Below are 20,272 nucleotides of genomic sequence, written 5' to 3'. Positions count from 1 at the left end.
TCGGGCGGGTGACATCCACGAATCCGATCAACGTCGTCGCCCTGGTTTCCGGCTCGGGTACCCTGCTCCAGGCCATTCTCGATAACCGGGACGATGCCTACACCGTCTCCCTCGTCGTCGCCGACAAGCCCTGCCCCGCCCTGGAACGGGCACGTGCCGCGGGCGTCGCTACGCAGGTGGTGGAGATGACTGAGGACCGTGACTCGTGGAACGGCACGCTGGCCGCCGCCGTGGGGGAGGGAGACCCCGACCTGATCGTGTCGGCGGGCTTCATGAAGATCCTGGGCGCGGCCTTCCTGGCTCGTTACGGCGGGCGCATCATCAACACCCATCCGGCGCTGCTGCCGTCCTTCCCCGGGGCACACGGGGTCCGCGACGCGCTGGCGTATGGCGTCAAGGTCACCGGTTCCACGGTTCACTTCGTCGACGAGGGCGTGGACACCGGCGCGATCATCGCCCAGCAGGCGGTGGACGTGGCTCCGGATGACACCGAAGGTTCCCTGCATGAGCGCATCAAGCAGGTGGAACGCAAGCTAATCGTGTCGGTTCTGCGCAGGGTCCAGATCGACCGAGCAACAGGAGAGGTTCAGTTCACCCATGAGCAATGACCACAAGGCCATTAAGCGCGCTTTGATCAGCGTCTACGACAAAACCGGGTTGGAAGACCTGGTCACGGCGCTGCACCAGGCGGGAGTGGAGATCGTCTCCACCGGTTCGACCGCTGCCAAGATCGCGGAGCAGGGTGTGCCGGTCACCCCCGTGGAACAGCTCACCGGTTTCCCGGAGTGCCTCGAGGGGCGGGTGAAGACCCTGCACCCGAAGGTCCACGCCGGCATTCTCGCCGACACCCGCAAGGAAGACCACCTCAAGCAGCTGACGGACCTTGAGGTCAGCCCCTTCCAGCTGGTCGTGGTGAACCTGTACCCCTTCAGTGAAACCGTCGCTTCCGGCGCGGACTTCGACGCCTGCGTCGAGCAGATCGACATCGGGGGGCCCTCCATGGTGCGCGCCGCCGCGAAGAACCACCCCTCGGTGGCCGTGGTCGTCGACCCCGCCCGCTATGACGACGTGATCACCGCCGCGCAGTCCGAGGGCTTCTCCCGTGCCCAGCGCACCGAGCTGGCCGTCGACGCCTTCCGCCACACCGCGGCCTATGACGTCGCCGTCGCTTCCTGGATGGGGGCGCAGCTGGAGAGCAGCGAGGATGGCGCAGGCTTCCCCGCCTGGACCGGTGCCACCCACGAACTGGCGCACACCCTGCGCTACGGCGAGAACCCGCACCAGAAGGCTGCCCTGTACCTGGATGGGGCCGGTACCGCCGGGGTGGCCCGCGCCGAACAGTTCCACGGCAAGGAGATGAGCTACAACAACTACACGGACACCGACGCCGCCTGGCGCGCGGCCTGGGACCAGGGGCGCCCGTGCGTGGCGATCATCAAACACGCCAACCCCTGCGGCATCGCCGTCTCGGATGAATCCATCGCCGCCGCCCACCGCGAGGCCCACGCCTGCGACTCGACCTCCGCATTCGGTGGGGTCATCGCCGCCAACCGCGAGATCACCGTCGAGATGGCCGAACAGGTCGCCGACATCTTCACCGAGGTCATCATCGCACCCTCCTACGAGGACGGCGCCGTCGACATCCTCAGCCAGAAGAAGAACATCCGTATTCTGCGTGCCGACGCCCCGGAGCGTGAGACGCTCGAGCGCCGCGAGATCTCCGGCGGCCTGCTGGTCCAGGAAAGCGACCGGCTCCAGGCGGAGGGCGACGACCCGAAGAACTGGGAACTGGCCACCGGTGAGGCCGCCTCGGATGAGGTGCTCAACGATCTGGCGTTCGCCTGGACCGCGGTGCGTTCCGTGAAGTCGAATGCGATCCTGCTGGCCAAGGGCGGTGCCACCGTCGGCGTCGGCATGGGCCAGGTCAACCGGGTCGACTCTGCCCGGCTCGCCGTCGAGCGGGCAGGGGAAACGCGGGTGTCCGGATCCGTCGCGGCTTCGGACGCCTTCTTCCCCTTCGCGGACGGCTTCGAGGTGCTGGCGCAGGCCGGGGTCAAGGCTGTGGTCCAGCCGGGCGGTTCCATCCGGGACGCCGAGGTCATCGAGGCCGCGAAGAAGGCCGGCGTGACGATGTACCTGACCGGTGCCCGCCACTTCGCACACTAACCAGGTTATCGGCGACGTAGGCCGCCGCCAGGGAGCCCGGTACTACCGGGCTCCCTTTTCCTGGTTCGGGAGGTTGACCACCCGGGCACCGGCGAGACGGTCGGTGAGCAGCCGGCCGTCCTTGCGCAGAATCAGTGAGATCAGCGCGGTGACGATCAGACCGGAGAGCAGATTCTCCGGCATGATGAGGCTGAGCAGCACGGGGATCCAGAGCCAGGCATTACGGATCACGGCCGGCAGGAGGCGTTGCGCGCCGTGGCGGGGGCGCCCGGCAGTGTCCCGGTAAGCCACCCCGAAGCCGGAGAGTTTCTTGCCGGGGCTGGTGCCCCAGATGGTCTCCGCGATGATGCGGACCACGGCCACCGCCAGGATGGCGGTGATCGCTGGCCCCCAGAGTCCCGCCGGATCGATCGGCAGCAACATCAGGACACCGACCGTCACCAGGGAGATGGCCGCGAAGTCGCCGAACACCACGGCACCGAACCTCCGGATGGGGCTGACGGCAGCGGAGTCGGACGGGGTGGTCTCAGGGGAATTCGCGGGGCTCATACCCTCTGACGTTAGTGCTGGAACGGCGGGACAGCGAAAACCTGCCGGGTCAGGAGAGCTCGACGGTCTCAAACTCCATGACATCGACACTCATCCCGGGATGCCGCTGCTGTGCCTGCTCATCGGCCTTGTTTGCGGCCCGGACGGTCATCCACCGGTCGAAGTCCTCCCGGGTCTCCCAGGTAGTGCAGACGAAATACCGGCTCTCTCCCTTTACGGGACGCAGCAGCTGGAAGGACAGGAAGCCCTCCTCCCGGTCCACCGCCTGCTTACGGTGGCGGAAACTCTCCTCAACCTGTTTCTCCATGCCCTCGGGAAAGTTGAGCGCGGTGATGTTGATGAACGACACGTTCACGTCCTTTCAGTTAGGTTATCCTTAGCACCAGCGTACGCTGTCGAGGGAATGGACAGCGGGCATAATCGAGCTCATGGATACTCTCATTACCGGGCCCGCACTGTTATTCGCCCCCGCCCACCGGCCGGAGCTGCTGGCCAAGGCGGCGGAGCGGGCGGACATGGTCATCGTGGATCTGGAGGACGGCGCGGGGGAAGGCGACCGCGAGGCCGCCCGGGACGTCGTGCGCACCTGCGCACTCGATCCCGCGCACACGATCATCCGCGTGGTGGGGCCGCAACACCCGGACTTCGCCGGGGATGTGGCGATGGTGCGGGAGACGGCGTTTCGCACCGTCATGGTCCCGAAGCTCACTGACTCGGTGCCGACCGAAGTGGCCGGCCTTGATGTCATCGCCATGGTGGAGACCCCGCAGGCGGTACTCAATATCGCCGCCCTGAGCAGCCACCGGGATGTGGTGGGCCTGTTCTGGGGTGCCGAGGATCTGACTGCCCAACTCGGCGGTTCGCATTCCCGCTTCTGCGCCGACGAGGCGACACCGGGGCGTTACCGGGATCCGATCCGGCTCGCCCGCTCCCAGGTGCTGCTGCATGCGGCCGCGGCGGGGAAGTTCGCGATCGACGCGATCTACGCCGACTTCAAGGATCTGGCCGGCTTGCACAGCGAAGCGCTGGACGCTGCCCGGGTGGGTTTTGCGGCCACCGCCTGCATCCATCCCGGCCAGGTGACCGTGGTCCGCGAAGCCTATCTGCCTGACTCCTCTCAGCTGGAATGGGCCGGGAAGGTCCTGGCGGGGGCCACTGACAAGGGTGGTGCCTACCAGGTGGATGGACAGATGATCGACGCCCCGATCATCGAGCAGGCGAAGCGTGTCCTTCACCGGGCCCCGCAGCACTCTTCCGGGATGCCCGCCGCGGGGGAGTAGCGGATTTCCCGCTTCCTTCGATAAGCGGCGAGATCGATCCCTGTAACCCCGGGAAATGCCAGCGATATCCCCGCATATGGTTCGCTAATGTTACTATTATCAGGTTCTCACATTGATTCGGGTGCGACGTGACGGCTCGACAGCCATGAAGGATGGGCATCATGGGAAGTACCGGACCGGCACCGGGGCCGGATGGACAGTGGGCGCAGTGGCAGGCCGTTTCCCCGGTGCAACCGCCGAAGGGGCCGTCCACCCTACTGATCGTCGGTGTGATCGTCGCCGCGGCGCTGCTGTGTGTCGCGGTCGCGGGTCTCGGCTGGTACCAGAACTGGTTCGGGCTCCGGTCGCTGGGCGATGGCGGTGCGGACACCACGGCTTCGGTGACCACCCCTGCCTCCGACCCCGCGGAGGAAGAGGTTCCGGCGGACGCCGAGCGCCCGGAGTTCCCGGTGCTGCCCGGTGGTGCGGTCGCCGCGAATGAGTCCGCCCGTGACGCGGCGCCGGCCGGTGACTTCAACAATGTCTACGTCGGCACCACGGTCACCAGTGAACCCTTCGCCCGTGAGGTTCGCGAGGCCTACGCGCGGCAGTTCCTGGACACCGGAAGCTTTGATGCCTCCCTGCGGGTCACCAGCCCGGTAACCGGGGAAACCTACACGATGAACTGCCACGACAACGGTGAGTTTGTCACCTGCAGCGGCGGAAACAACGCGGTGGTCTACATCTCATGAGCCGGCCCGGGAGGGCCCTGCGGGCCGCGGTGGCGATCGCCGTGACCGGTAGCCTGATGGCGGCCTGCACCGGCGGCGGGGGCCAGGAACCCGGTCCCGCGGGGCCGGCGGACTCCGAACCTGCTCCCCGGCCGACACTGACGGGAACGGTTCCATCGCCGGATCCCCGTAGCGAATCGCTGCAGCGGCTGGTCGACGATGTGACGGCCGACTTCGGCGGACAGGCGAGCGTGGCGCTCCATGGGGAGGGCCGGGACATGGTCGCCGGGCCGGATGACCCCCACCCGGCCTGGTCCACCATGAAGGTGCCGGTGGCGATCGCCGCACTGCGGGTCGACCCGGAACTGAGCGGCGTTGCGGCGGCCGCCATCCGTTCCTCGGATAATGACGCCGCTGAACAACTGTGGAATTCCCTGGGCGATCCGGCGGTTGCTGCCGCAGCCGTGGAGCAGGTGCTGGCTGAAGGGGGAGTCCGGGTGGATGTCCCGGCGGAACAGATCCGGCCCGAATTCAGTGCTTTCGGGCAGACGGCGTGGAGCCCTTCCCAGCAGGCCAGATTCGCGGCCGAGCTGTCCCGCATCCCGGCGTCGGAGCCGGTCGTCGCGCTGATGGCCGAGATCGACTCCGGCCAGGCCTATGGGCTGGGGGCTCTGCCCGGCACGGCCTTCAAGGGAGGGTGGGGCCCGGGTGGGGACGGAGCGTACACGGTGCGCCAGTTCGGTCGCGTCCCCACCGAGACCGGCACGGTGGGCGTCGCACTGAGTGCGACTCCCGGATCAGGCTCCTTCGCTGACGGCCAGGTCATGATCGACCGCCTGGCCCAGGGGCTGCCGGATGTGCTGGCGGAGACGGCGCCCTGAGAACCGGCGGATCCTCGAACAGAGCCTAATCCGCCTGCCGGGTTCCGTCCGTCTCGGCGAGCATCGCCAGGGTGCGTTGCGCCCTCTCCTCGGGGAGCGGGGTGTGCAGGACGTCCAACGCGGCGTCGGCAAGCATGACTGCGGTGTCCGGCAGCGCTTCGGTGCTCAGCGGGTGGGGGACGGTGCCGGTGTTGTCGCGCATCTCGATGACCGACATCGCGATGTGGAAGGGCAGCTCGCGCCGGGGGTCTTCCGGACCGACAATGTTGCCGGCCAGCCGGGTGAAAGCTTCATGCAGGTCGGTGCGCTGGCGGTGGTATTCGGCGAACTCCTCCGCCCCGGCGATCGGGAGCTGATAGAGTCGCCCGACATTCCACCGGGTGGACAGCAGGAGACGGGCCTCCGCCGCAACCAGAGCCCACAGGCGGAGGGGAGCAGGGGCCTCGTCCGCGCTGATGCCGCTGAGATGTTCCGCCAGTTCAGTGGAGGGCTCAATGGTTGATTTCAGCAGAGTCAGGAAGATCTCCGTCTTCGACGGGAAGTGGTAGTACAGGGAGGCCTGCCGGATGCCCACCGCGTCCGCTATCTGATGGGTGGAGGTGGTGGCGAAACCCTGGATGGTGAACAGCTCAGCTGAGGCGTCGAGAATTTCCTCCCGCGCGGTGCTACCGCGCCGGCGAGGGCTGTTCTTGCGGGGACGACCCACTGCTCCGGCCACTGGTTCACTGCTCCTTAACTATTGACCAAAAGATTCGGCAATCGCATTGTAGCGAGAGCTGCTGGACGGGGGTATCAGAACGTGGCGGCCGCGAGGTCGATGTCGTGCCGGACCGCCAGCGAGCGTATCGCACCGGCGACACCGCGGCTGGCTGCGCCGTATGAGGAGCGTTGCAGTGCCGTCAGGTCCTCAGCGGTGGACTCATGGCCGACCACGTGATCCCGCCACCGGCGCAGCTGCAGTTCGAGCCCGGTTTTCCAGCCCTGTTGCAGGAGATCTGCTTCCTCCGTCGTCAGAATGCCATTAGTCTGGGCGGCAGTGATCTGCTCCGGGGTGGACAATGTCCGGGTCCGGCCCGTCAGGCCGGCCCACCGGGCGATGGCGGAGACCGGAGTCAGCAGATCCCGGTGGATGTCCACCGCCGCCTCCCGATCCGGGAGGCCGTTTGCCGCGCGTAGGGCAGGGGGACGGTGGTTCACGGCTTCCCGGAGCAGGGGGAGGGCTGAGCCGAGGTGTTCCAGGAGTTGTTCCCGCATCCAGGAGCCGGCATCGTCGAAGAGACCGATCTGCCGGGCGTCTCCCCGGGCGGCCGCCTCCCTGATCCGCCGTAGCCATTCCTCCCGGCCGGCAGCGGTGAGCCCCTGCTCATGGGGCGCCGCCTCCAGGTCGACGCTCTCCAGTAGTTCGGTGATGGCGGCATGGGCCCGCCCGCCGTCGCTGTCCACGGAACCGGTGACGGTGAACCAGTGAATGTGGGAGGTGGGGAGGCCGTCGCCCCGCCCGATCGCGCCGGTGAGCACGATCTGTGCCACCCCGGCGCCGGCTGCATCACTGACGGCGGGAGAATGCAGGACATCAGACACCAGCGTGGAGTACCAGCGGGTCAGTTCGAGTGCATCGGCCCGGTGGGCCACCGCGTTGCGGAGCAGTTCGTGAGATTCCGCGAGGATCCCCCGCGCCGTGGCCTCGTCCCGGCAATGGGGAGCCTGTTCGGCAAGCTCCAGCAGCGACTGATGCAACACGATGTGCCGTCCTTTCCCTATCGCGACAGGTCTTAAGGCACAGAATACCAGCCAGAACCGCCAGGACAGCGGCGGGAACGGGGCTGGCGGGGCGGGGACAGAAAGAACCGCCCACCGGAAAGGTGGGCGGTTCTATCGCTCGGGCCTTCGGCCCGGAGCTGGTTGCGGGTCAGGCTGTTAGAACTGCTCGACCTCGACCAGGCCAAGCTGGGCGGCCTTGACCAGACGGCGCGGGACGCGCACGGTCTGTCCGTCGATCTTGACCTCCTGGAGGGCGACGTTGTCGGCCTTCCACTGGGAACGACGGGCGCGGGTGTTGGCGCGGGACATTTTACGCTTCGGAACTGCCATGGTTGTTTCCCTCCTTAAGCTTTCTTCTTGCGGCGGGCCATGCCGCCGAAACGCTTCTGGAACTTCTCGACACGGCCAGCGGTGTCCATGACACGCTGGGCGCCGGTCCAGAACGGGTGCGACTCGCTGGTTACGTCAACGACGATCAGCGGGTACTCGTTGCCGTCTTCCCACTGCACGGTGCGGGAGCTACCAGTGGTGGAGCGGGTGAGGAACTGGAAGCCAGTACCTGCATCCTGGAAGACCACCGGGTGGTAGTCGGGGTGGATGTCCTTCTTCATTAACTCTCGATTCCCTCAGGGTTGAACTTCAGGTCGGTTCCGCAGCCCGTCGCGGGAGTGGATCGTGCCTGAGTTGGGTTCGCGATTGAATCTGCACCGCCCGGAAGGGCGATGAACCTCCAATACTTTACACGTGTTATGTCCATACCGGAAATTCCCGGCGGGGACACTCTCCAGCTCTAAATAGCGATATGATGAAGTCATCATATTCTCATGTAAGTGGAAGGTTATTGATGTTCAGTTCTGAGCAGCTGCCGCTCTACGAGCGCAAGGCCAACCTGTTCAAGGGGCTCGCGCACCCCTACCGCGTCCGGGTGCTGGAAATTCTGTCGGCCGCGCCAGAGGCCTCCGTGTCCGAGCTGCTGGCAGACACCGGGCTGGAGGCGTCCCATCTGTCGCAGCACCTGGCCGTGCTGCGGAAATACGGGTTGGTGGTGTCAGAGCGCCGCGCCAATATCGTCCACTACCGACTGGCCCATTCCGAGGTGGCCGATCTGCTCCAGGCTGCCAGGCAACTGTTGACCGGTATGCTGCACGTGTCGCGGAAACAGCTGGACTCACTCGAGAACCTGCCGGGCATCGCCGGGAGGCGCTGACGTGAAGGGTGGTTTCCGGGGGTTGTTCCCGTCCCGGGGAGACTATGCGCTGTTGCGCTACACCTGGCGCGCGGACATCACTGCCGGACTGACGGTGGGGATCGTGGCGTTACCGCTGGCGCTGGCCTTCGGCGTGAGCTCCGGGGTAGGGGCGGAAGTCGGGTTGATCACCGCGATCATCGCCGGCCTGATCGCGGCCGTGTTCGGCGGCTCCAATGTGCAGGTTTCCGGGCCCACTGGAGCGATGGTCGTGGTACTGGCGCCGATCGTGATCGACCATGGGGTGGCGGCCGTGGCCGTGGTCAGCGTCATGGCGGGTCTGCTGGTGTTGCTGGCGGGCCTGTTCCGGCTGGGTGGGACCGTCAGTTATATCCCGTGGCCCGTCATCGAGGGGTTCACCGCGGGGATCGGCGTCATCATCTTCATGCAGCAGGTCCCCGACGCGGTCGGCTACACAGGTGACCAGCACAGTAATGCCCTGGTCGCCGCTTGGCAGGCCGTGTCCGGCACGGAGTGGCCCGCGGCCCTGGTACCTGTCGCGGTCGTGGTCGCGGTGGTGCTCATCATGCTGGTCCTGGGGAATCTTGCCCCGAAGGTCCCGGCGTCTTTTGCCGCGATAGTGGTGGTCTCCGTGCTTGTCGCAGTGCTGGCACTGCCCCTGGACACCATTGGGGAACTGCCCCGTTCCCTGCCCCCGCCCGGTCTGCCGGCCATTGAGCCGGGAATGATGCAGGCCTTGGCCGGCCCGGCGGTCGCGGTCGCTGCGCTCGCCGCGATCGAGTCGCTGCTGTCGGCGCGAGTGGCGGCGTCGATGGCCGACACCGGCCCCTACCACGCTGATCGTGAGCTGGTGGGGCAGGGACTGGCGTCCATCGGAGCGGGGTTCTTCGGCGGGATGCCGGCCACCGGGGCAATCGCCAGAACCGCGGTCAACGTGCGTACCGGCGGCCGCACCCGGGTTTCCGTGATCGTCCACGCGCTGGTGCTGTTGGCCGTGGTGTATGTGGCGGCGGGCGTGGTGTCCGTGATTCCGTTGGCGGCACTGTCCGGGGTGCTCATGGTCACCGCTGCCCGGATGGTCTCCCCGGAGGTGATCGCGAGGATCCTGCGCTCCTCCCGGTCGGATGCCGTGGTGTTCCTCGTGACCGCCGTGGTGACCGTCAGCGTGGATCTGGTGGTCGCGGTGTTCGTCGGTATCGTCGTGGCGGCGTTCTTCATCCTGCGCACGATGAGTCAGAACACCCGGGTGATCCGGGAAGTGCTGCCCGGGGAGGCGGAGCCCGGTGACTCCCGGATCGCACTGTTCCGTATCGAAGGTTCCCTCTTCTTCGGGGCCGCCGAGCGGATCCTCGAGCAGGTCAACGATTATGCCGGGGTGAGCGTTGTCATCCTCCGGCTCTCCCAGCTGCAGATGATCGACACCACGGGAGCCCACCAGTTGACGGAGTTGGTCGGGTCCCTGGAAAAGCGCGGGGTGACCGTCCTGATCAAGGGGGTGAGGCCGGAACACATCCATGTGCTCGGCGTGTTGGGAGCCATCCGGTCGCTGCGGCATCCGAACCATCTCTTCGAGGAGCTGGATCCGGCGGTGACTCACGCCCGCTCCCACATCGACCGGACCGGGGGCTGACCGCCGTCGCGTCCGAGGCGCCACAACAGCAGGACGCCCCCTGCCACCAGAGCCTGGGTCAGGCCGAGCACCAGCCACTGTAGGGGCCCAGCCGTCATCGGCACCATGATGGACGCCACCGGCAGGCACACATGCATGCCGCCATGGGTGCCCACCGCCCACCACATCGATCCCCGCCACAGCACAACTGCACCTGCGAGCAGACCCATCCCCAGGGGGAGCGCCAGATAGTAGAGGTGGTCGAGCACCGACTGCTGCCCGCCCGCGGAGGTCACGTGGATGACGGTGAACGCGAGGGTGGTCCACCAGAAGGTCAGCCAGGGACGACTGCGGGTGAGGGAGAAGAACCAGCCGCGGTAGAGCAGTTCCTCGGGAAGCCCCTGCAGGAGATAGGCGCGGACGAACATGAAGAAGAGGAGAGCGCCGGTGGAGGCCCCGAGGCCGGTACCGCCCAACTCATCCGGTGGGTTCTGCAGCTGCTGTCCGAGCAGGGCGAGCCCTGCCCATCCGAGTGCGGTCGCCAGCGCGATCAGGAGCATGCCTCCGAGGATTCCGGGGAGGATCCGCCGGAGGTCCAACAGACCGGTGACAGCGAGCGGGATCCGTTCCACCCGGCGAAACCACAGGGAAACGACGGCAATCACGATGATGGGGGTGATCAGGAAGATGAGACTGTCAGCCAGGAGCTGAGCGGACTCATCCGCTGGTAGGCGGGCCGCGCTGAACTGATGAACCGGAACCCGGATGAAGTTGGCGATCAGGAGAACCGAGACGCCGACCACGACGCGGATGAGAATGCCCCACCAGGTGACCGGCAGACGTGCCTTCCGGTCATCCGGTGAGTTGAGGGAGTGCGGGAGCGTGGTTTCCATGTCGCTCACGTTAGGAATGGCCGGCCAGGATTTTAAGTAGCTCGAGTCATGATTGTGGCGGGAGAAAGTCATGACCCAGGTCATGGCACGTCCCCGGTAGCGTAAAGGGGGTGAAACCTTCGGAACAGGTCCGCCAGCGGGGGTACGACGGGCATAGTCCCGCCGTCAGCCCACAGTTGCTGGATTTCTTTTTCGGGATCGCGGTGATCCTGCTGCTCAACGCTGCAGGGGCCGGGGGTCGGCCACCGGCCTGGGAGATTTCCGGTGTGCTGACCACCATCCTGCTGACGGCACTGTGGATCTGGTGGCGCCAGTGTCGGCAACCGGTAGCTGCCATTGCCTTCGCCCTGACCTCCTTCATCTCCTATGTGATAGCGAACTCGCTGGTCAGTGTGGCGCTGCAGTGGGTGGCGCTCATCGTTCTCGTGCTGACCCTGGGCAGGCTCGCGGGGTACTTCTACAGCGTGGGCATCCTTGTTCTGCTGGTGTCCGTCCATGTGGTGGCGGGATCGGATCTGATCCGGATTCTCTCGGAGGCGTTGTACTCGCTGTTGCTGGTGGTCGCGGGTATGTCCTTCGCCAATCTCATGAAGCGTTCGAACCTGCTTGACAGTGAACGTCGCCGCGCATTGGTCGAGCTTGAGACGGCCAATGCGGCACTGAACCGCAGTCTCCGGGGCTCCCGGGATCTGGCACTGTCCCGGGAGCGCAGTCGCGTGGCCGCGGCGTTGCACGACGGGCTCGGACACCGGCTCACCACCGTCGGGCTCAGTCTTGATTTTGCGGACCGGATGTTGGACCGGGATCCGGAGCGCGCCAGAGAGGAGATCCGGCAGGCACGGGCGGCTGCCTCCGAGGCGCTGGGGGAGATGCGGGCGACAGTCCGGGCGATGACCCCGGTGGAACTTGCGGACGGCGACATCCGGGAGGCCCTGTCCCGACTGGCCGGTTCCTTCGCCGGCACCGGTCTCACGGCCGACTTCGCGGCCAGCGGCGACCGGGAACCCGCGGAGGACCTCAATCAACTCCTGCTGCGTTTCACCCAGGAGGCGCTGACCAACGTGATCCGCCATGCCCGGGCCGACCGGGTGGAAATCAGGTTTCACGGTACCCACCTGTCCGTCGCCGATAATGGATGCGGTAACGACGCCCCTCCCGGTTACGGCCTGGAGTCCCTGGCGCTCCGGGCGAAGGAGCTGGGCGCGGGCATCGAAGGGGAGCCGCACGGCGGGATCGACGGCGGATTTCTGATCACACTGGAACTTCCGGAGGAAGCATGAATGCAGAGACCGTCCGGGCGATCCTCATCGACGACCATCCGGTGCTGCTGCGTGGCATGAGCCTGCTCTTCGAGACGATCGAGGGCATCGACATCGTCGCCACCACCACGGACGGGTCGCGGGCGGTGCAGCTCAGTTCCGACCATGCAGCCGACATCGTCATCACCGACGCGGCGATGCCGGGCACCGACGGCCTCGGAGTGGTCCGGGAGTGTGCCGGGCAGCTGCCGGTGCTCGTGCTGACGACTTTCGACGACGCCGAGCTGGTGTCCTCACTCATCGACGCCGGGGCGGCCGGCTACCTGCTCAAGGACGTCGACCCTGATGCCCTGGCTGACGCCATCCGGGCGGCCGCCGGTGGGGGACTGGTCCTGGATCCCCGCATCGCCCGCTATGCCCGGGCGTCGGAAAGCCGTCGGGACGAGCTGGCGCTGTTGACCCGGACGGAGCGCGTCGTCGCCGGTCTGGTGGCTCGTGGGGCCAATAACCGGGAGATCGCCGGGCAACTCGTGCTGGCGGAGGGTACGGTGAAGAATCATGTGTCGGCGTTGCTGCGCAAACTGGATGCGCGGGACCGGACGGTGCTTGCCCTGCGGTTGGCGAAGGCTCTCGGAATATGAGAATGCGGCCTCACAAGGGGATTAGGAAATCACGCGTTTAGTGTGTAGGCTAACCCCTTGCTGTTGTCGTAAGTATTCGTTATCGCCCCGTCAGCTGGCATCACTGCGCCCCGGTCCTCCGGTGCGGCGCTTTAAGCAGTTCGGCGTGGGCGGCTAGGAGAAAGAAAGTCCATGTCGGCTATTTGCCAGGTCACGGGACGCAAGCCGGGTTTCGGCAAGTCTGTCTCGCACTCGCACCGCCGCACGTCGCGTCGTTGGAACCCCAACGTGCAGCGTCGTCGGTTCTTCCTGCCCTCCGAGGGCCGGACCATCACCCTGACCGTTTCCACCAAGGGTCTCAAGATCATTGATCGTGACGGCATCGAGTCCGTTGTCGCTCAGATTCGCGCACGTGGGGAGAAGATCTAAAGATGGCTCGTAATGACATCCGCCCGATCATCAAGCTGAAGTCTACGGCTGGCACCGGTTACACCTATGTCACCCGGAAGAACAAGCGCAACAACCCCGATCGCATCAAGCTCATGAAGTTCGATCCGATCGCCCGCAAGCACGTCGAATTCCGCGAGGAGCGATAATCAATGGCTAAGAAGTCAAAGATTGCCAAGAATGAGCAGCGCAAGGAAATCGTCGCCCGCTACGCGGAGCGTCGCGCTGAGCTCAAGAACATCATCAAGAACCCGAACACCAGCGACGAGGACCGTCTCGACGCTCAGTTCGAGCTGAACCGTCAGCCGCGCGACGCCGCCAAGGTGCGCGTCCGCAACCGCGACTCCCACGACGGTCGTCCGCGCGGTTACCTCCGCAAGTTCGGCCTGTCCCGTGTCCGTATGCGCGAGATGGCTCACCGCGGTGAGCTGCCTGGCGTTCGTAAGTCGAGCTGGTAAGGGAGTTTCACAACTATGAAGCGCAACATCAAGAAGGCGCGGATGGAGCAGTCCCGCCGCCCGAAGAAGAACCCCCTCAAGGCTGAGGGAATCGAGAAGGTGGACTACAAGGACGTCAAGACCCTGCGTCTGTTCATCTCCGACCGCCACAAGATCCGTTCCCGTCGCGTCACCGGTCTGACTCCGCAGCAGCAGCGTCAGGTTGCCACCGCCGTGAAGAACGCACGCGAAATGGCTCTCCTGCCGTTCACCAGCCGCTAAATCCGGCAACGGGACGCAACGCAACAGCGCACTTTTGCCGCTGGCTTGTGTGACACGGTAAAAGGACCGGCACAGCCCGCCCACCCTGAGCATCAGCTCGGGGGAGGCGGGCTGTGTCGATTTCTGCTGTCTGAGGACGGGGCCTAGGGGAGGGGTCGGTGAACCCACCGGCTCCTGGTACGCCGCTTAAGGTGGCGAAGCTTCCCGGCACCGGGAACGGGCAGCTCAGAGTAGGTAGGCCGGATCCCGGGTGGGGGTGACGGCACCGGTAGTTGGGTAATGCCCCAGACCCGGGAAAATTTTTGCTTTCCGGAGTAACAGCAGGTGGCCGGGCATTCGCTGATGTTTTCCTTGACTTTCACAGAAACCCGCCAGGAAACCGACAGCGCGGTTTCATCGGGATGGCGCATAATGGAAGACATGAAAATCTTAGTGGTGGATGACGAACAGGCGGTCAGGGATTCCCTCCGTCGGTCCCTCAGCTTCAACGGCTACGATGTCTCCCTGGCTGAAGATGGCGTGGAGGCCCTCGAGAGCATTGAGCGGGAACAGCCTGACCTGATCATCCTCGATGTGATGATGCCCCGGATGGACGGGCTGGAGGTCTGCCGCAATCTCCGCGGCTCCGGATACGACCGTCCGATCCTGGTGCTCACCGCCCGGGACGGAGTCTCCGACCGGGTGGCCGGCCTGGACGCCGGTGCCGATGACTACCTGCCCAAGCCCTTCGCTCTGGAGGAACTGCTGGCCCGTGTCCGTTCCCTGATGCGCCGCGCCGCAGCGGACTCCATCGGCTCCTCTGAGGTCAGCGAATTGAACTTCGAGGATCTCCGCCTCGACCCCGAAACCCGTGACGTCTACCGCGGAGAGCGGGCGATCAGCCTGACCCGCACGGAGTTCGCGTTGCTCCAGTTGCTGATGGCCAACCCCCGTCGGGTGCTCTCACGCACGACCATCCTGGAAGAGGTCTGGGGCTATGATTTCCCGACCTCGGGTAACGCTCTCGAGGTCTACATCGGTTATCTCCGGCGCAAGACCGAGGCGGACGGTGAATCCCGGTTGATCCACACCGTCCGCGGCGTCGGTTACGTCCTGCGGGAGACCGCTCCGTGATCCTCCGAAGAATTTCCCGGCCTCCGCTTCCAGCGGAGGGTCGGGATTTTCCCGTTTCCACGGCTTCCCCGGGAGACGGGACGACCCCGGCGCCGCCCCCGCCGGAGGACGGTGCACGGGGACGACGGATGCCGCTGCGGTGGCGGCTGTCCATGCTCACGGCCGTGATGGTGCTGGTGTCCATGGGGGCCATGACGGTCGTCGCCTACGCCACCATCTCCTCGTCCCTGACCGCCTCCGTGGACCGGGACCTGGAGGAAAAGGCGCATTCCCTGCTGAATCGTACCCTGGACCCCTTCGTCATCGCCCGGATCGACGATGAGATCTCCCTCTTCAAGGCGTATAACCCGGACACCCGGATCTCAATCTCCCCGGGCGGCTGGGGCTCCTATCACGGCGACGTGATCCCGGTGGGTGGGGAGTTCCATGAGTCTGCGGAGGGCACGACAGTGTCGCTGCGCACCGTGGGCAATGAGCGGGTGCTGGCGGCCGCCAATGAGTACGGTGCCACTGTCCGACTGGCCCAGGACATGTCCGACACCCAGGAACTCATCACTTCGTTGGGTGTGGTGCTGCTCTCGATTTCCGCGGTGGGGGTGTTCATCGCGATTGCCGCGGGGATGGTCACCTCCTCGGCCGGTCTGCGACCGGTCTCCCAGCTCCAGCGCGCAGTTGACCGGGTGACCCGGACCGATGAGCTCCGGCCGATTCCGGTGGACGGCAATGATGAGCTGGCCACCCTGACCCACAGCTTCAACGCGATGATGGCGGCGTTGCAGGATTCCCGCACCCGGCAGACCCAGTTGGTCGCGGATGCGGGGCACGAGCTGAAGACTCCCCTGACATCGATGCGGACCAATATCGAGCTGTTGATGATGTTGAATCGCAACGGTTCCCAGGGACGGATCTCGGAGGACGACCGCAAGGATCTGGAACGCGATGTGATGGCGCAGATGGAGGAGCTCTCGACGCTGATCGGGGACCTGGTCGATCTCGCCCGTGAGGATGCGCCGGAGAAGACGATGGAGTCCATCGATTTCCGGGAGGTTGTGGAGACCTCCCTGGAACGGGTGAAACGGCGTCGGCCGGACCTGAGCTTCGAGCTCAAGACCGTTGGCGGAGAGGTCACCGGTGATCCTTTCGCGTTGGGCCGGGCGGTGCTCAACCTCATGGACAACGCGGCCAAGTGGTCTCCGGCGGACGGGACTGTCCGGATCCGGTTGTCCGCGGTGGATGAGCGCACCTTCGGCCTGACGATCGCCGATTCCGGCCCGGGCATCCCGGTGGCGGACCGGGAACGGGTCTTCGAGCGCTTCTACCGGTCCGTCAGTTCCCGGTCCATGCCCGGCTCCGGGCTCGGCTTGTCGATCGTCAAGAAGGTGATTGAGCGTCACGGAGGTTCGATCGTCGTGGATGAATCCGATGACGGCGGCACGCTGATGAGGATCACACTGCCGGGGAAGCCGGAGACCACCGGTGACAGCAACGGACACGTGCGGGTGGCCGAGCCCAAGGGGCGGGGGCAGGTGTTCGCAGAGCGGTGGATGAAACGCAACAAAGACGGCTTGACGTGAGTGGTTTGCGCTGGTGGGAGCCTGTACAGGAAATTCCCAGCCGATGCTGGTGAACCTGGCAGATCTTCACCAGCGCTGACACAGTAGGAGAAGGCAGAATAGGGCTCATGAACAACACGACTCCGAATGACCCCCGCAACGGCAGTCAGGGGTGGGGCGCCGGAGCCCCCCGGGAAAATTATGAGCCGGTGGACTCACCCTACGCCGGCTGGGGACAGTCCCAGCAGGCCCCGGAACAGACCACGCAGAGTCTCCCGCCCCAGAACAGCGCCGTCCCACCGGTCGCCGTCGATGAGGAACCGCGACCGAAAGGAAAGCGCACCGTCGGGCTGGGGACCGCCCTGGCACTGATTGTCGCAGCGGCAGTGGCGGCCGGAGCCATCACGGGAGTCGTGGTGGGCAATACATCGGGGTCGTCCGGTTCGGAGCCAGTCAACTCCCTCAGCGCGCCGAGCGCGGACCGCGGGGAGACGGCCCCCGCCGGTAGCGTGGAGCAGGTGGCCGATCAGACCCTGCCATCCGTCGTGGCCATCCAGGTGGCCTCCCGTACCGCGGTGGGGGAAGGATCGGGGTCGATCATCTCCTCGGACGGGCTCGTGCTGACTAACCACCACGTGGTCTCGGAGGCGGCGGACGGGGGCGGGCAGATTCAGGTGACGCTCAATGATGAACGCACCTTCGCCGCAGACTATGTGGCTTCCGACCCCTCCACGGATATCGCGGTGATCAAGATCCGTGATGTCTCGGATCTCCCGGTCATCCAGTTCGGTGACTCGGACCAGCTGGAGGTCGGCCAGCAGGTCGTCGCCATCGGTAGTCCGCTGGGGCTGACCTCAACGGTCACCACCGGCATCGTCTCGGCCATGAACCGACCGGTGCGCGCCGCCGGTGGGGAAGGCGGGGAGTCCTCCCTGATCGACGCCGTGCAGACCGACGCCGCGATCAACCCCGGCAACTCCGGCGGGCCTCTGGTGGACATGGAGGGCAACTTGATCGGGATGAACTCCGTGATCGCCTCCCTGAGCAGCGGTAGCGACACCGCCGGTTCCATCGGCCTGGGCTTTGCGATCCCCTCGAACTTCGCCAAGCGGGTGGCCGACCAGCTGGTGGAAACCGGGGAGGCCACTCACCCGATGATCGGCGTCCAGGTCTCCGCGACCTCACCGGCGGAAGGCGCACTGGTGGCCAGCGTCGAGGAGGACGGTCCCGGCGCTGCGGCCGGGTTGAATGAGGGGGACGTGATCACCCGGATGAATGACCGGAAGATCGACAACTCCGACGAGCTGATTGCGGCGGTGCGTTCCCAGGATTTCGGGGCGACGGTCACGCTTGAGGTGACCCGGCAGGGTACGGATGACACCAGAGAGGTAGATGTAACGCTGACCGGCGAGTAAGTTAACAGCCAAGACCCGCCCCAGATCTGGACGACCCCGAATCCGGGGTGGCCGAAGACGTCATGTGAGGATACTGATGGACAACACCTTGAACACGATCACGGAGAATGTCTCCGACCCTGCCCTGCTCGACGTCGCTGAACCTGATCACGACTTCCTTCTGGCCTCCGAACAGGAGGATCAGATCCTCCCGCGCCGCCGTTCCCTGGTGGTCCTGGTCGACGATGATGACACGGCGCTGGAAGACGGCACCGACCGCCTGCTCACCGAACTGCTGAATGAGGCTGATTTCACGGTTGATGCGGTGGTCACCGTGCGCTCGAAGAAATCCCAGATCCGGCAGGCCATTGAGACCGCCGTGGTCGGGGGCGTTGATCTGGTGCTGACGGTCGGGGGTACCGGGGTGGGACCGCGGGACAAGACCCCGGAGGCGACCCGCTCCGTGCTCGACCAACTGGTTCCCGGTATCGCTCAGGCGATGCGGGCCTCGGGGCTGGCCAGCGGCGCGCTGGACGCGTGCACCTCGCGGGGGATCTCGGGGGTGTCCGGCTCCACCGTGGTCATCAACCTGGCGGCCTCCCGGACAGCGATCCGGGACAGCATGGCCACGCTGGCTCCGCTGGCGCACTTCGTCATCAACCAGTACAGCGTCGAGTGACCGTGAGCGAGCAGTCGCAGCCCCGCCGCAGGCGTCGTGTGGTCCGGCCTTCACCGGCAGAAAATATCGACCGCACCGCAGATCTGCCGGATGACAGGTTCCGTGGTGCGGGGGAGTGGGACGGGGAGCGGATCGTCGACCTGGAGCCGGAGGGGACCCACGACGAAGACTCTCTTTCCCGGGAGGAATTCTGGCGCGGGGAACGGCCGCCGCACCACGGTTGAGGGAATCAGGCCTGGTGGCGCCCCTCGGAGGACTGCTCTGACCTGAGTAGGTCGCGGATCTCTTCGAGGAGGTTCGCCTCCAGGGACGCCGGTTCCTCTTCGGCTTCCACAACTCCCTTGCGCTTCTGCAGGGCCTCGTTCAGCTTGTTCATCGGCATGATCAGCACGAAGTAGATGATGGCGGCGATCATCAGGAAGTTGATGGCGGCGGTGATCACGGCACCGAAGTCCACCACCGTCTCGGGATTGCCCCCGATGAGCTGGACCGCCAGACCGTTGACGTCCGGGCTGCCGCCGACGGCAGCGAGGAGCGGGTTGATGATGTGGTCGGAGAATGCCGTGACAATTGCGGTGAAGGCGGTACCGATCACAACCGCGACCGCGAGTTCCACCACATTACCGCGAAGAATGAAATCCTTGAATCCCTGGAGCATTCCGCTCCTCCTTGCTGTAGCCCTGAATGATGTGTGCCACTGCGGGCACCTGGACCAGTAGGACATTAGCGAAACCGGTCCGGGGCTGCCAGAGCTGCGTCGCGGTGCAGCTCCGATCGGCCCCGCTGTTTCACCGCGGTCCGGTGAGCACCACCGCCAACGGTGTGGTCAGTGCGGCTGCCGCAACCTGTCGGGCCGCGGTCTCCGGCAACGCCACCAGCACCGTGGCGGCCTCCTCCGTCGATTCCGCCAGAACCACCCGGGCGTGTTCGGCGATGACCACCGGTTCCGGGGACTCCGGACGGTGACTGACCACGGTGACCGTGTCGCCGTGGCGCAGCAACGCAATGACCTCCGGCTCCGCCAGCTTCAGGGGCACCAGGTTGCCGGGTTCCGGGGACCCCGCGAGCAGTTCGTCCACCAGCCGCTGACCGACGAAGCTCCCCGACGTCGGAATGCTCCCGGCCGGCAGCGCCGTCGCCGCCACCTGACCTGCGACGGGGACCGGATCCGTGACCGCACCGGCCGGCCGCAGGTGCTCCGGCACGGGGACCAGACTCAGGTCGTCCTCACCGACGGTGGCACCCGCGGGAATGTCCCGGACGGTCACCGCGAGACGGGTGTCGTCTGCGTCCCCACGGTGCACGGTGGTCAGGACGGCGGCGCTGAGCAGGACCACTGCCGCGCCACGCCGCAACAGGACGGCGCGGCGCCAGCCGGGGGTGCGCACTGTGGTCAGGAGGGAGGGACGGAAACGGCGGCTCACACCTTGAT

Annotated in this window: 27 protein-coding genes; 18 read left to right on the top strand and 9 right to left on the bottom strand. The window is 65.9% G+C overall.

All coding sequences use genetic code 11. The annotated features are described in order from the left end of the window. Positions 1–8 precede the first annotated feature (8 nt). Positions 9–608, top strand: a complete 600-nt coding sequence (purN, locus tag ACQCVD_RS05005; RefSeq protein ID WP_426822614.1) for a phosphoribosylglycinamide formyltransferase — start codon at positions 9–11, stop codon at positions 606–608. After that, positions 598–2,166 (top strand): bifunctional phosphoribosylaminoimidazolecarboxamide formyltransferase/IMP cyclohydrolase, encoded by a 1,569-nt coding sequence (gene purH / locus ACQCVD_RS05000; RefSeq protein WP_426822613.1) that lies wholly within the window; start codon positions 598–600, stop codon positions 2,164–2,166. The genes purN and purH overlap by 11 nt, the downstream gene beginning before the upstream one ends. Before the next feature lie 42 nt (positions 2,167–2,208). Here purH and ACQCVD_RS04995 read toward each other — a convergent pair whose 3' ends face one another. Both ACQCVD_RS04995 and ACQCVD_RS04990 read right to left on the bottom strand, forming a co-directional pair. Next, a complete protein-coding gene (locus ACQCVD_RS04995) occupies positions 2,209–2,715 on the bottom strand; it encodes an RDD family protein (protein WP_426822612.1) in 507 nt (168 codons plus the stop codon). A gap of 49 nt (positions 2,716–2,764) precedes the next feature. Next, positions 2,765–3,064, bottom strand: coding sequence for an antibiotic biosynthesis monooxygenase family protein (locus tag ACQCVD_RS04990; RefSeq protein WP_426822611.1), 300 nt, complete (start codon positions 3,062–3,064; stop codon positions 2,765–2,767). A gap of 79 nt (positions 3,065–3,143) precedes the next feature. On the opposite strand from ACQCVD_RS04990, the gene ACQCVD_RS04985 reads away from it, so the two are divergent. The 3 genes from ACQCVD_RS04985 (at position 3,144) to ACQCVD_RS04975 (ending at position 5,586) form a co-directional block, all read left to right on the top strand. Further along, positions 3,144–3,995 (top strand): HpcH/HpaI aldolase/citrate lyase family protein, encoded by an 852-nt coding sequence (locus ACQCVD_RS04985; protein ID WP_426822610.1) that lies wholly within the window; start codon positions 3,144–3,146, stop codon positions 3,993–3,995. A 161-nt stretch (positions 3,996–4,156) separates the two neighbouring features. Beyond that, positions 4,157–4,726, top strand: a complete 570-nt coding sequence (locus ACQCVD_RS04980) for a hypothetical protein (RefSeq protein WP_426822609.1) — start codon at positions 4,157–4,159, stop codon at positions 4,724–4,726. After that, positions 4,723–5,586, top strand: a complete 864-nt coding sequence (locus ACQCVD_RS04975; protein ID WP_426822608.1) for a hypothetical protein — start codon at positions 4,723–4,725, stop codon at positions 5,584–5,586. The genes ACQCVD_RS04980 and ACQCVD_RS04975 overlap by 4 nt, the downstream gene beginning before the upstream one ends. A gap of 25 nt (positions 5,587–5,611) precedes the next feature. Here the strand turns inward: ACQCVD_RS04975 and ACQCVD_RS04970 are convergent, their stop codons facing one another. The 4 genes from ACQCVD_RS04970 to ACQCVD_RS04955 all read right to left on the bottom strand — a co-directional run bounded on the left by ACQCVD_RS04970 (position 5,612) and on the right by ACQCVD_RS04955 (position 7,958). Then, on the bottom strand, positions 5,612–6,304 hold the full coding sequence (locus ACQCVD_RS04970) for a TetR/AcrR family transcriptional regulator (RefSeq protein WP_426822607.1): 693 nt from the start codon (positions 6,302–6,304) through the stop codon (positions 5,612–5,614). Between the two features lie 74 nt (positions 6,305–6,378). Next, entirely contained in the window at positions 6,379–7,326 is a 948-nt protein-coding gene (locus tag ACQCVD_RS04965) for a putative nucleotidyltransferase substrate binding domain-containing protein (RefSeq protein ID WP_426822606.1), read from the bottom strand. 177 nt (positions 7,327–7,503) lie between these two features. Next, positions 7,504–7,677: a 50S ribosomal protein L32 gene (gene rpmF / locus ACQCVD_RS04960; protein WP_426822605.1), complete on the bottom strand. Its 174-nt coding sequence runs from the start codon at positions 7,675–7,677 to the stop codon at positions 7,504–7,506. 14 nt (positions 7,678–7,691) lie between these two features. Continuing rightward, positions 7,692–7,958, bottom strand: a complete 267-nt coding sequence (locus tag ACQCVD_RS04955; protein ID WP_426822604.1) for a type B 50S ribosomal protein L31 — start codon at positions 7,956–7,958, stop codon at positions 7,692–7,694. 233 nt (positions 7,959–8,191) lie between these two features. On the opposite strand from ACQCVD_RS04955, the gene ACQCVD_RS04950 reads away from it, so the two are divergent. Then, positions 8,192–8,554, top strand: coding sequence for an ArsR/SmtB family transcription factor (locus ACQCVD_RS04950; RefSeq protein WP_426822603.1), 363 nt, complete (start codon positions 8,192–8,194; stop codon positions 8,552–8,554). 1 nt (position 8,555) lies between these two features. Next, entirely contained in the window at positions 8,556–10,184 is a 1,629-nt protein-coding gene (locus tag ACQCVD_RS04945) for a SulP family inorganic anion transporter (protein WP_426822602.1), read from the top strand. Here ACQCVD_RS04945 and ACQCVD_RS04940 read toward each other — a convergent pair. Continuing rightward, positions 10,148–11,056 (bottom strand): CPBP family intramembrane glutamic endopeptidase, encoded by a 909-nt coding sequence (locus ACQCVD_RS04940; protein ID WP_426822601.1) that lies wholly within the window; start codon positions 11,054–11,056, stop codon positions 10,148–10,150. The two genes, ACQCVD_RS04945 and ACQCVD_RS04940, sit on opposite strands and share 37 nt — an antisense overlap. A 110-nt stretch (positions 11,057–11,166) precedes the next feature. On the opposite strand from ACQCVD_RS04940, the gene ACQCVD_RS04935 reads away from it, so the two are divergent. The 11 genes from ACQCVD_RS04935 to ACQCVD_RS04885 all read left to right on the top strand — a co-directional run bounded on the left by ACQCVD_RS04935 (position 11,167) and on the right by ACQCVD_RS04885 (position 19,064). After that, the gene (locus tag ACQCVD_RS04935) at positions 11,167–12,336 is read left to right on the top strand and encodes a sensor histidine kinase (protein ID WP_426822600.1); all 1,170 of its coding nucleotides are present in this window, start codon (positions 11,167–11,169) and stop codon (positions 12,334–12,336) included. After that, positions 12,333–12,956 carry a response regulator gene (locus ACQCVD_RS04930; protein ID WP_426822599.1) on the top strand — a complete coding sequence of 208 codons (624 nt, stop codon included), beginning with the start codon at positions 12,333–12,335 and terminating at the stop codon, positions 12,954–12,956. Before ACQCVD_RS04935 ends, ACQCVD_RS04930 begins: the two co-directional genes overlap by 4 nt. Before the next feature lie 171 nt (positions 12,957–13,127). Further along, positions 13,128–13,364: a 50S ribosomal protein L28 gene (rpmB, locus tag ACQCVD_RS04925; RefSeq protein WP_426822598.1), complete on the top strand. Its 237-nt coding sequence runs from the start codon at positions 13,128–13,130 to the stop codon at positions 13,362–13,364. Positions 13,365–13,366: 2 nt separating this feature from the next. Continuing rightward, a complete protein-coding gene (gene rpmG / locus ACQCVD_RS04920) occupies positions 13,367–13,531 on the top strand; it encodes a 50S ribosomal protein L33 (RefSeq protein WP_426822597.1) in 165 nt (54 codons plus the stop codon). A gap of 3 nt (positions 13,532–13,534) precedes the next feature. Continuing rightward, the gene (gene rpsN, locus ACQCVD_RS04915) at positions 13,535–13,840 is read left to right on the top strand and encodes a 30S ribosomal protein S14 (RefSeq protein ID WP_015400294.1); all 306 of its coding nucleotides are present in this window, start codon (positions 13,535–13,537) and stop codon (positions 13,838–13,840) included. A gap of 15 nt (positions 13,841–13,855) precedes the next feature. Continuing rightward, positions 13,856–14,101 (top strand): 30S ribosomal protein S18, encoded by a 246-nt coding sequence (gene rpsR, locus ACQCVD_RS04910; protein WP_426822596.1) that lies wholly within the window; start codon positions 13,856–13,858, stop codon positions 14,099–14,101. A 420-nt stretch (positions 14,102–14,521) separates the two neighbouring features. Further along, positions 14,522–15,214 carry a response regulator transcription factor gene (locus tag ACQCVD_RS04905; RefSeq protein WP_426822595.1) on the top strand — a complete coding sequence of 231 codons (693 nt, stop codon included), beginning with the start codon at positions 14,522–14,524 and terminating at the stop codon, positions 15,212–15,214. A gap of 128 nt (positions 15,215–15,342) precedes the next feature. Continuing rightward, positions 15,343–16,788 (top strand): ATP-binding protein, encoded by a 1,446-nt coding sequence (locus tag ACQCVD_RS04900; protein WP_426822594.1) that lies wholly within the window; start codon positions 15,343–15,345, stop codon positions 16,786–16,788. A 107-nt stretch (positions 16,789–16,895) separates the two neighbouring features. Beyond that, on the top strand, positions 16,896–18,182 hold the full coding sequence (locus ACQCVD_RS04895; protein ID WP_426822593.1) for a S1C family serine protease: 1,287 nt from the start codon (positions 16,896–16,898) through the stop codon (positions 18,180–18,182). Between the two features lie 76 nt (positions 18,183–18,258). Further along, entirely contained in the window at positions 18,259–18,840 is a 582-nt protein-coding gene (locus ACQCVD_RS04890) for a MogA/MoaB family molybdenum cofactor biosynthesis protein (RefSeq protein WP_426822592.1), read from the top strand. A 2-nt stretch (positions 18,841–18,842) separates the two neighbouring features. Then, a complete protein-coding gene (locus ACQCVD_RS04885) occupies positions 18,843–19,064 on the top strand; it encodes a hypothetical protein (RefSeq protein ID WP_426822591.1) in 222 nt (73 codons plus the stop codon). A 5-nt stretch (positions 19,065–19,069) separates the two neighbouring features. Here the strand turns inward: ACQCVD_RS04885 and mscL are convergent, their stop codons facing one another. Both mscL and ACQCVD_RS04875 read right to left on the bottom strand, forming a co-directional pair. Continuing rightward, entirely contained in the window at positions 19,070–19,498 is a 429-nt protein-coding gene (gene mscL, locus ACQCVD_RS04880) for a large conductance mechanosensitive channel protein MscL (protein WP_426822590.1), read from the bottom strand. A 130-nt stretch (positions 19,499–19,628) separates the two neighbouring features. Continuing rightward, complete coding sequence (locus ACQCVD_RS04875) at positions 19,629–20,264, bottom strand: SAF domain-containing protein (RefSeq protein WP_426822589.1); 636 nt, start codon at positions 20,262–20,264, stop codon at positions 19,629–19,631. Positions 20,265–20,272: the final 8 nt, after the last annotated feature.

The sequence above is a fragment of the Corynebacterium halotolerans genome, from assembly GCF_050107895.1.
Taxonomy (GTDB): domain Bacteria; phylum Actinomycetota; class Actinomycetes; order Mycobacteriales; family Mycobacteriaceae; genus Corynebacterium; species Corynebacterium halotolerans_B.
The sequence above is the reverse complement of the archived record's forward strand: the minus strand, read 5'-3'. Positions and strand labels throughout refer to the sequence as shown.

What these genes read in the sequence shown, in the direction of transcription:
- purH (WP_426822613.1), top strand. Translation starts at nt 598, where the DNA reads ATGAGCAATGACCACAAGGCCATTAAGCGCGCTTTGATCAGCGTCTAC.
- ACQCVD_RS04995 (WP_426822612.1), bottom strand. Translation starts at nt 2,715, where the DNA reads ATGAGCCCCGCGAATTCCCCTGAGACCACCCCGTCCGACTCCGCTGCC.
- ACQCVD_RS04985 (WP_426822610.1), top strand. Translation starts at nt 3,144, where the DNA reads ATGGATACTCTCATTACCGGGCCCGCACTGTTATTCGCCCCCGCCCAC.
- ACQCVD_RS04980 (WP_426822609.1), top strand. Translation starts at nt 4,157, where the DNA reads ATGGGAAGTACCGGACCGGCACCGGGGCCGGATGGACAGTGGGCGCAG.
- ACQCVD_RS04975 (WP_426822608.1), top strand. Translation starts at nt 4,723, where the DNA reads ATGAGCCGGCCCGGGAGGGCCCTGCGGGCCGCGGTGGCGATCGCCGTG.
- rpmF (WP_426822605.1), bottom strand. Translation starts at nt 7,677, where the DNA reads ATGGCAGTTCCGAAGCGTAAAATGTCCCGCGCCAACACCCGCGCCCGT.
- ACQCVD_RS04955 (WP_426822604.1), bottom strand. Translation starts at nt 7,958, where the DNA reads ATGAAGAAGGACATCCACCCCGACTACCACCCGGTGGTCTTCCAGGAT.
- ACQCVD_RS04950 (WP_426822603.1), top strand. Translation starts at nt 8,192, where the DNA reads ATGTTCAGTTCTGAGCAGCTGCCGCTCTACGAGCGCAAGGCCAACCTG.
- ACQCVD_RS04940 (WP_426822601.1), bottom strand. Translation starts at nt 11,056, where the DNA reads ATGGAAACCACGCTCCCGCACTCCCTCAACTCACCGGATGACCGGAAG.
- ACQCVD_RS04930 (WP_426822599.1), top strand. Translation starts at nt 12,333, where the DNA reads ATGAATGCAGAGACCGTCCGGGCGATCCTCATCGACGACCATCCGGTG.
- rpmB (WP_426822598.1), top strand. Translation starts at nt 13,128, where the DNA reads ATGTCGGCTATTTGCCAGGTCACGGGACGCAAGCCGGGTTTCGGCAAG.
- rpmG (WP_426822597.1), top strand. Translation starts at nt 13,367, where the DNA reads ATGGCTCGTAATGACATCCGCCCGATCATCAAGCTGAAGTCTACGGCT.
- rpsN (WP_015400294.1), top strand. Translation starts at nt 13,535, where the DNA reads ATGGCTAAGAAGTCAAAGATTGCCAAGAATGAGCAGCGCAAGGAAATC.
- rpsR (WP_426822596.1), top strand. Translation starts at nt 13,856, where the DNA reads ATGAAGCGCAACATCAAGAAGGCGCGGATGGAGCAGTCCCGCCGCCCG.
- ACQCVD_RS04905 (WP_426822595.1), top strand. Translation starts at nt 14,522, where the DNA reads ATGAAAATCTTAGTGGTGGATGACGAACAGGCGGTCAGGGATTCCCTC.
- ACQCVD_RS04900 (WP_426822594.1), top strand. Translation starts at nt 15,343, where the DNA reads ATGCCGCTGCGGTGGCGGCTGTCCATGCTCACGGCCGTGATGGTGCTG.
- ACQCVD_RS04895 (WP_426822593.1), top strand. Translation starts at nt 16,896, where the DNA reads ATGAACAACACGACTCCGAATGACCCCCGCAACGGCAGTCAGGGGTGG.
- ACQCVD_RS04890 (WP_426822592.1), top strand. Translation starts at nt 18,259, where the DNA reads ATGGACAACACCTTGAACACGATCACGGAGAATGTCTCCGACCCTGCC.
- mscL (WP_426822590.1), bottom strand. Translation starts at nt 19,498, where the DNA reads ATGCTCCAGGGATTCAAGGATTTCATTCTTCGCGGTAATGTGGTGGAA.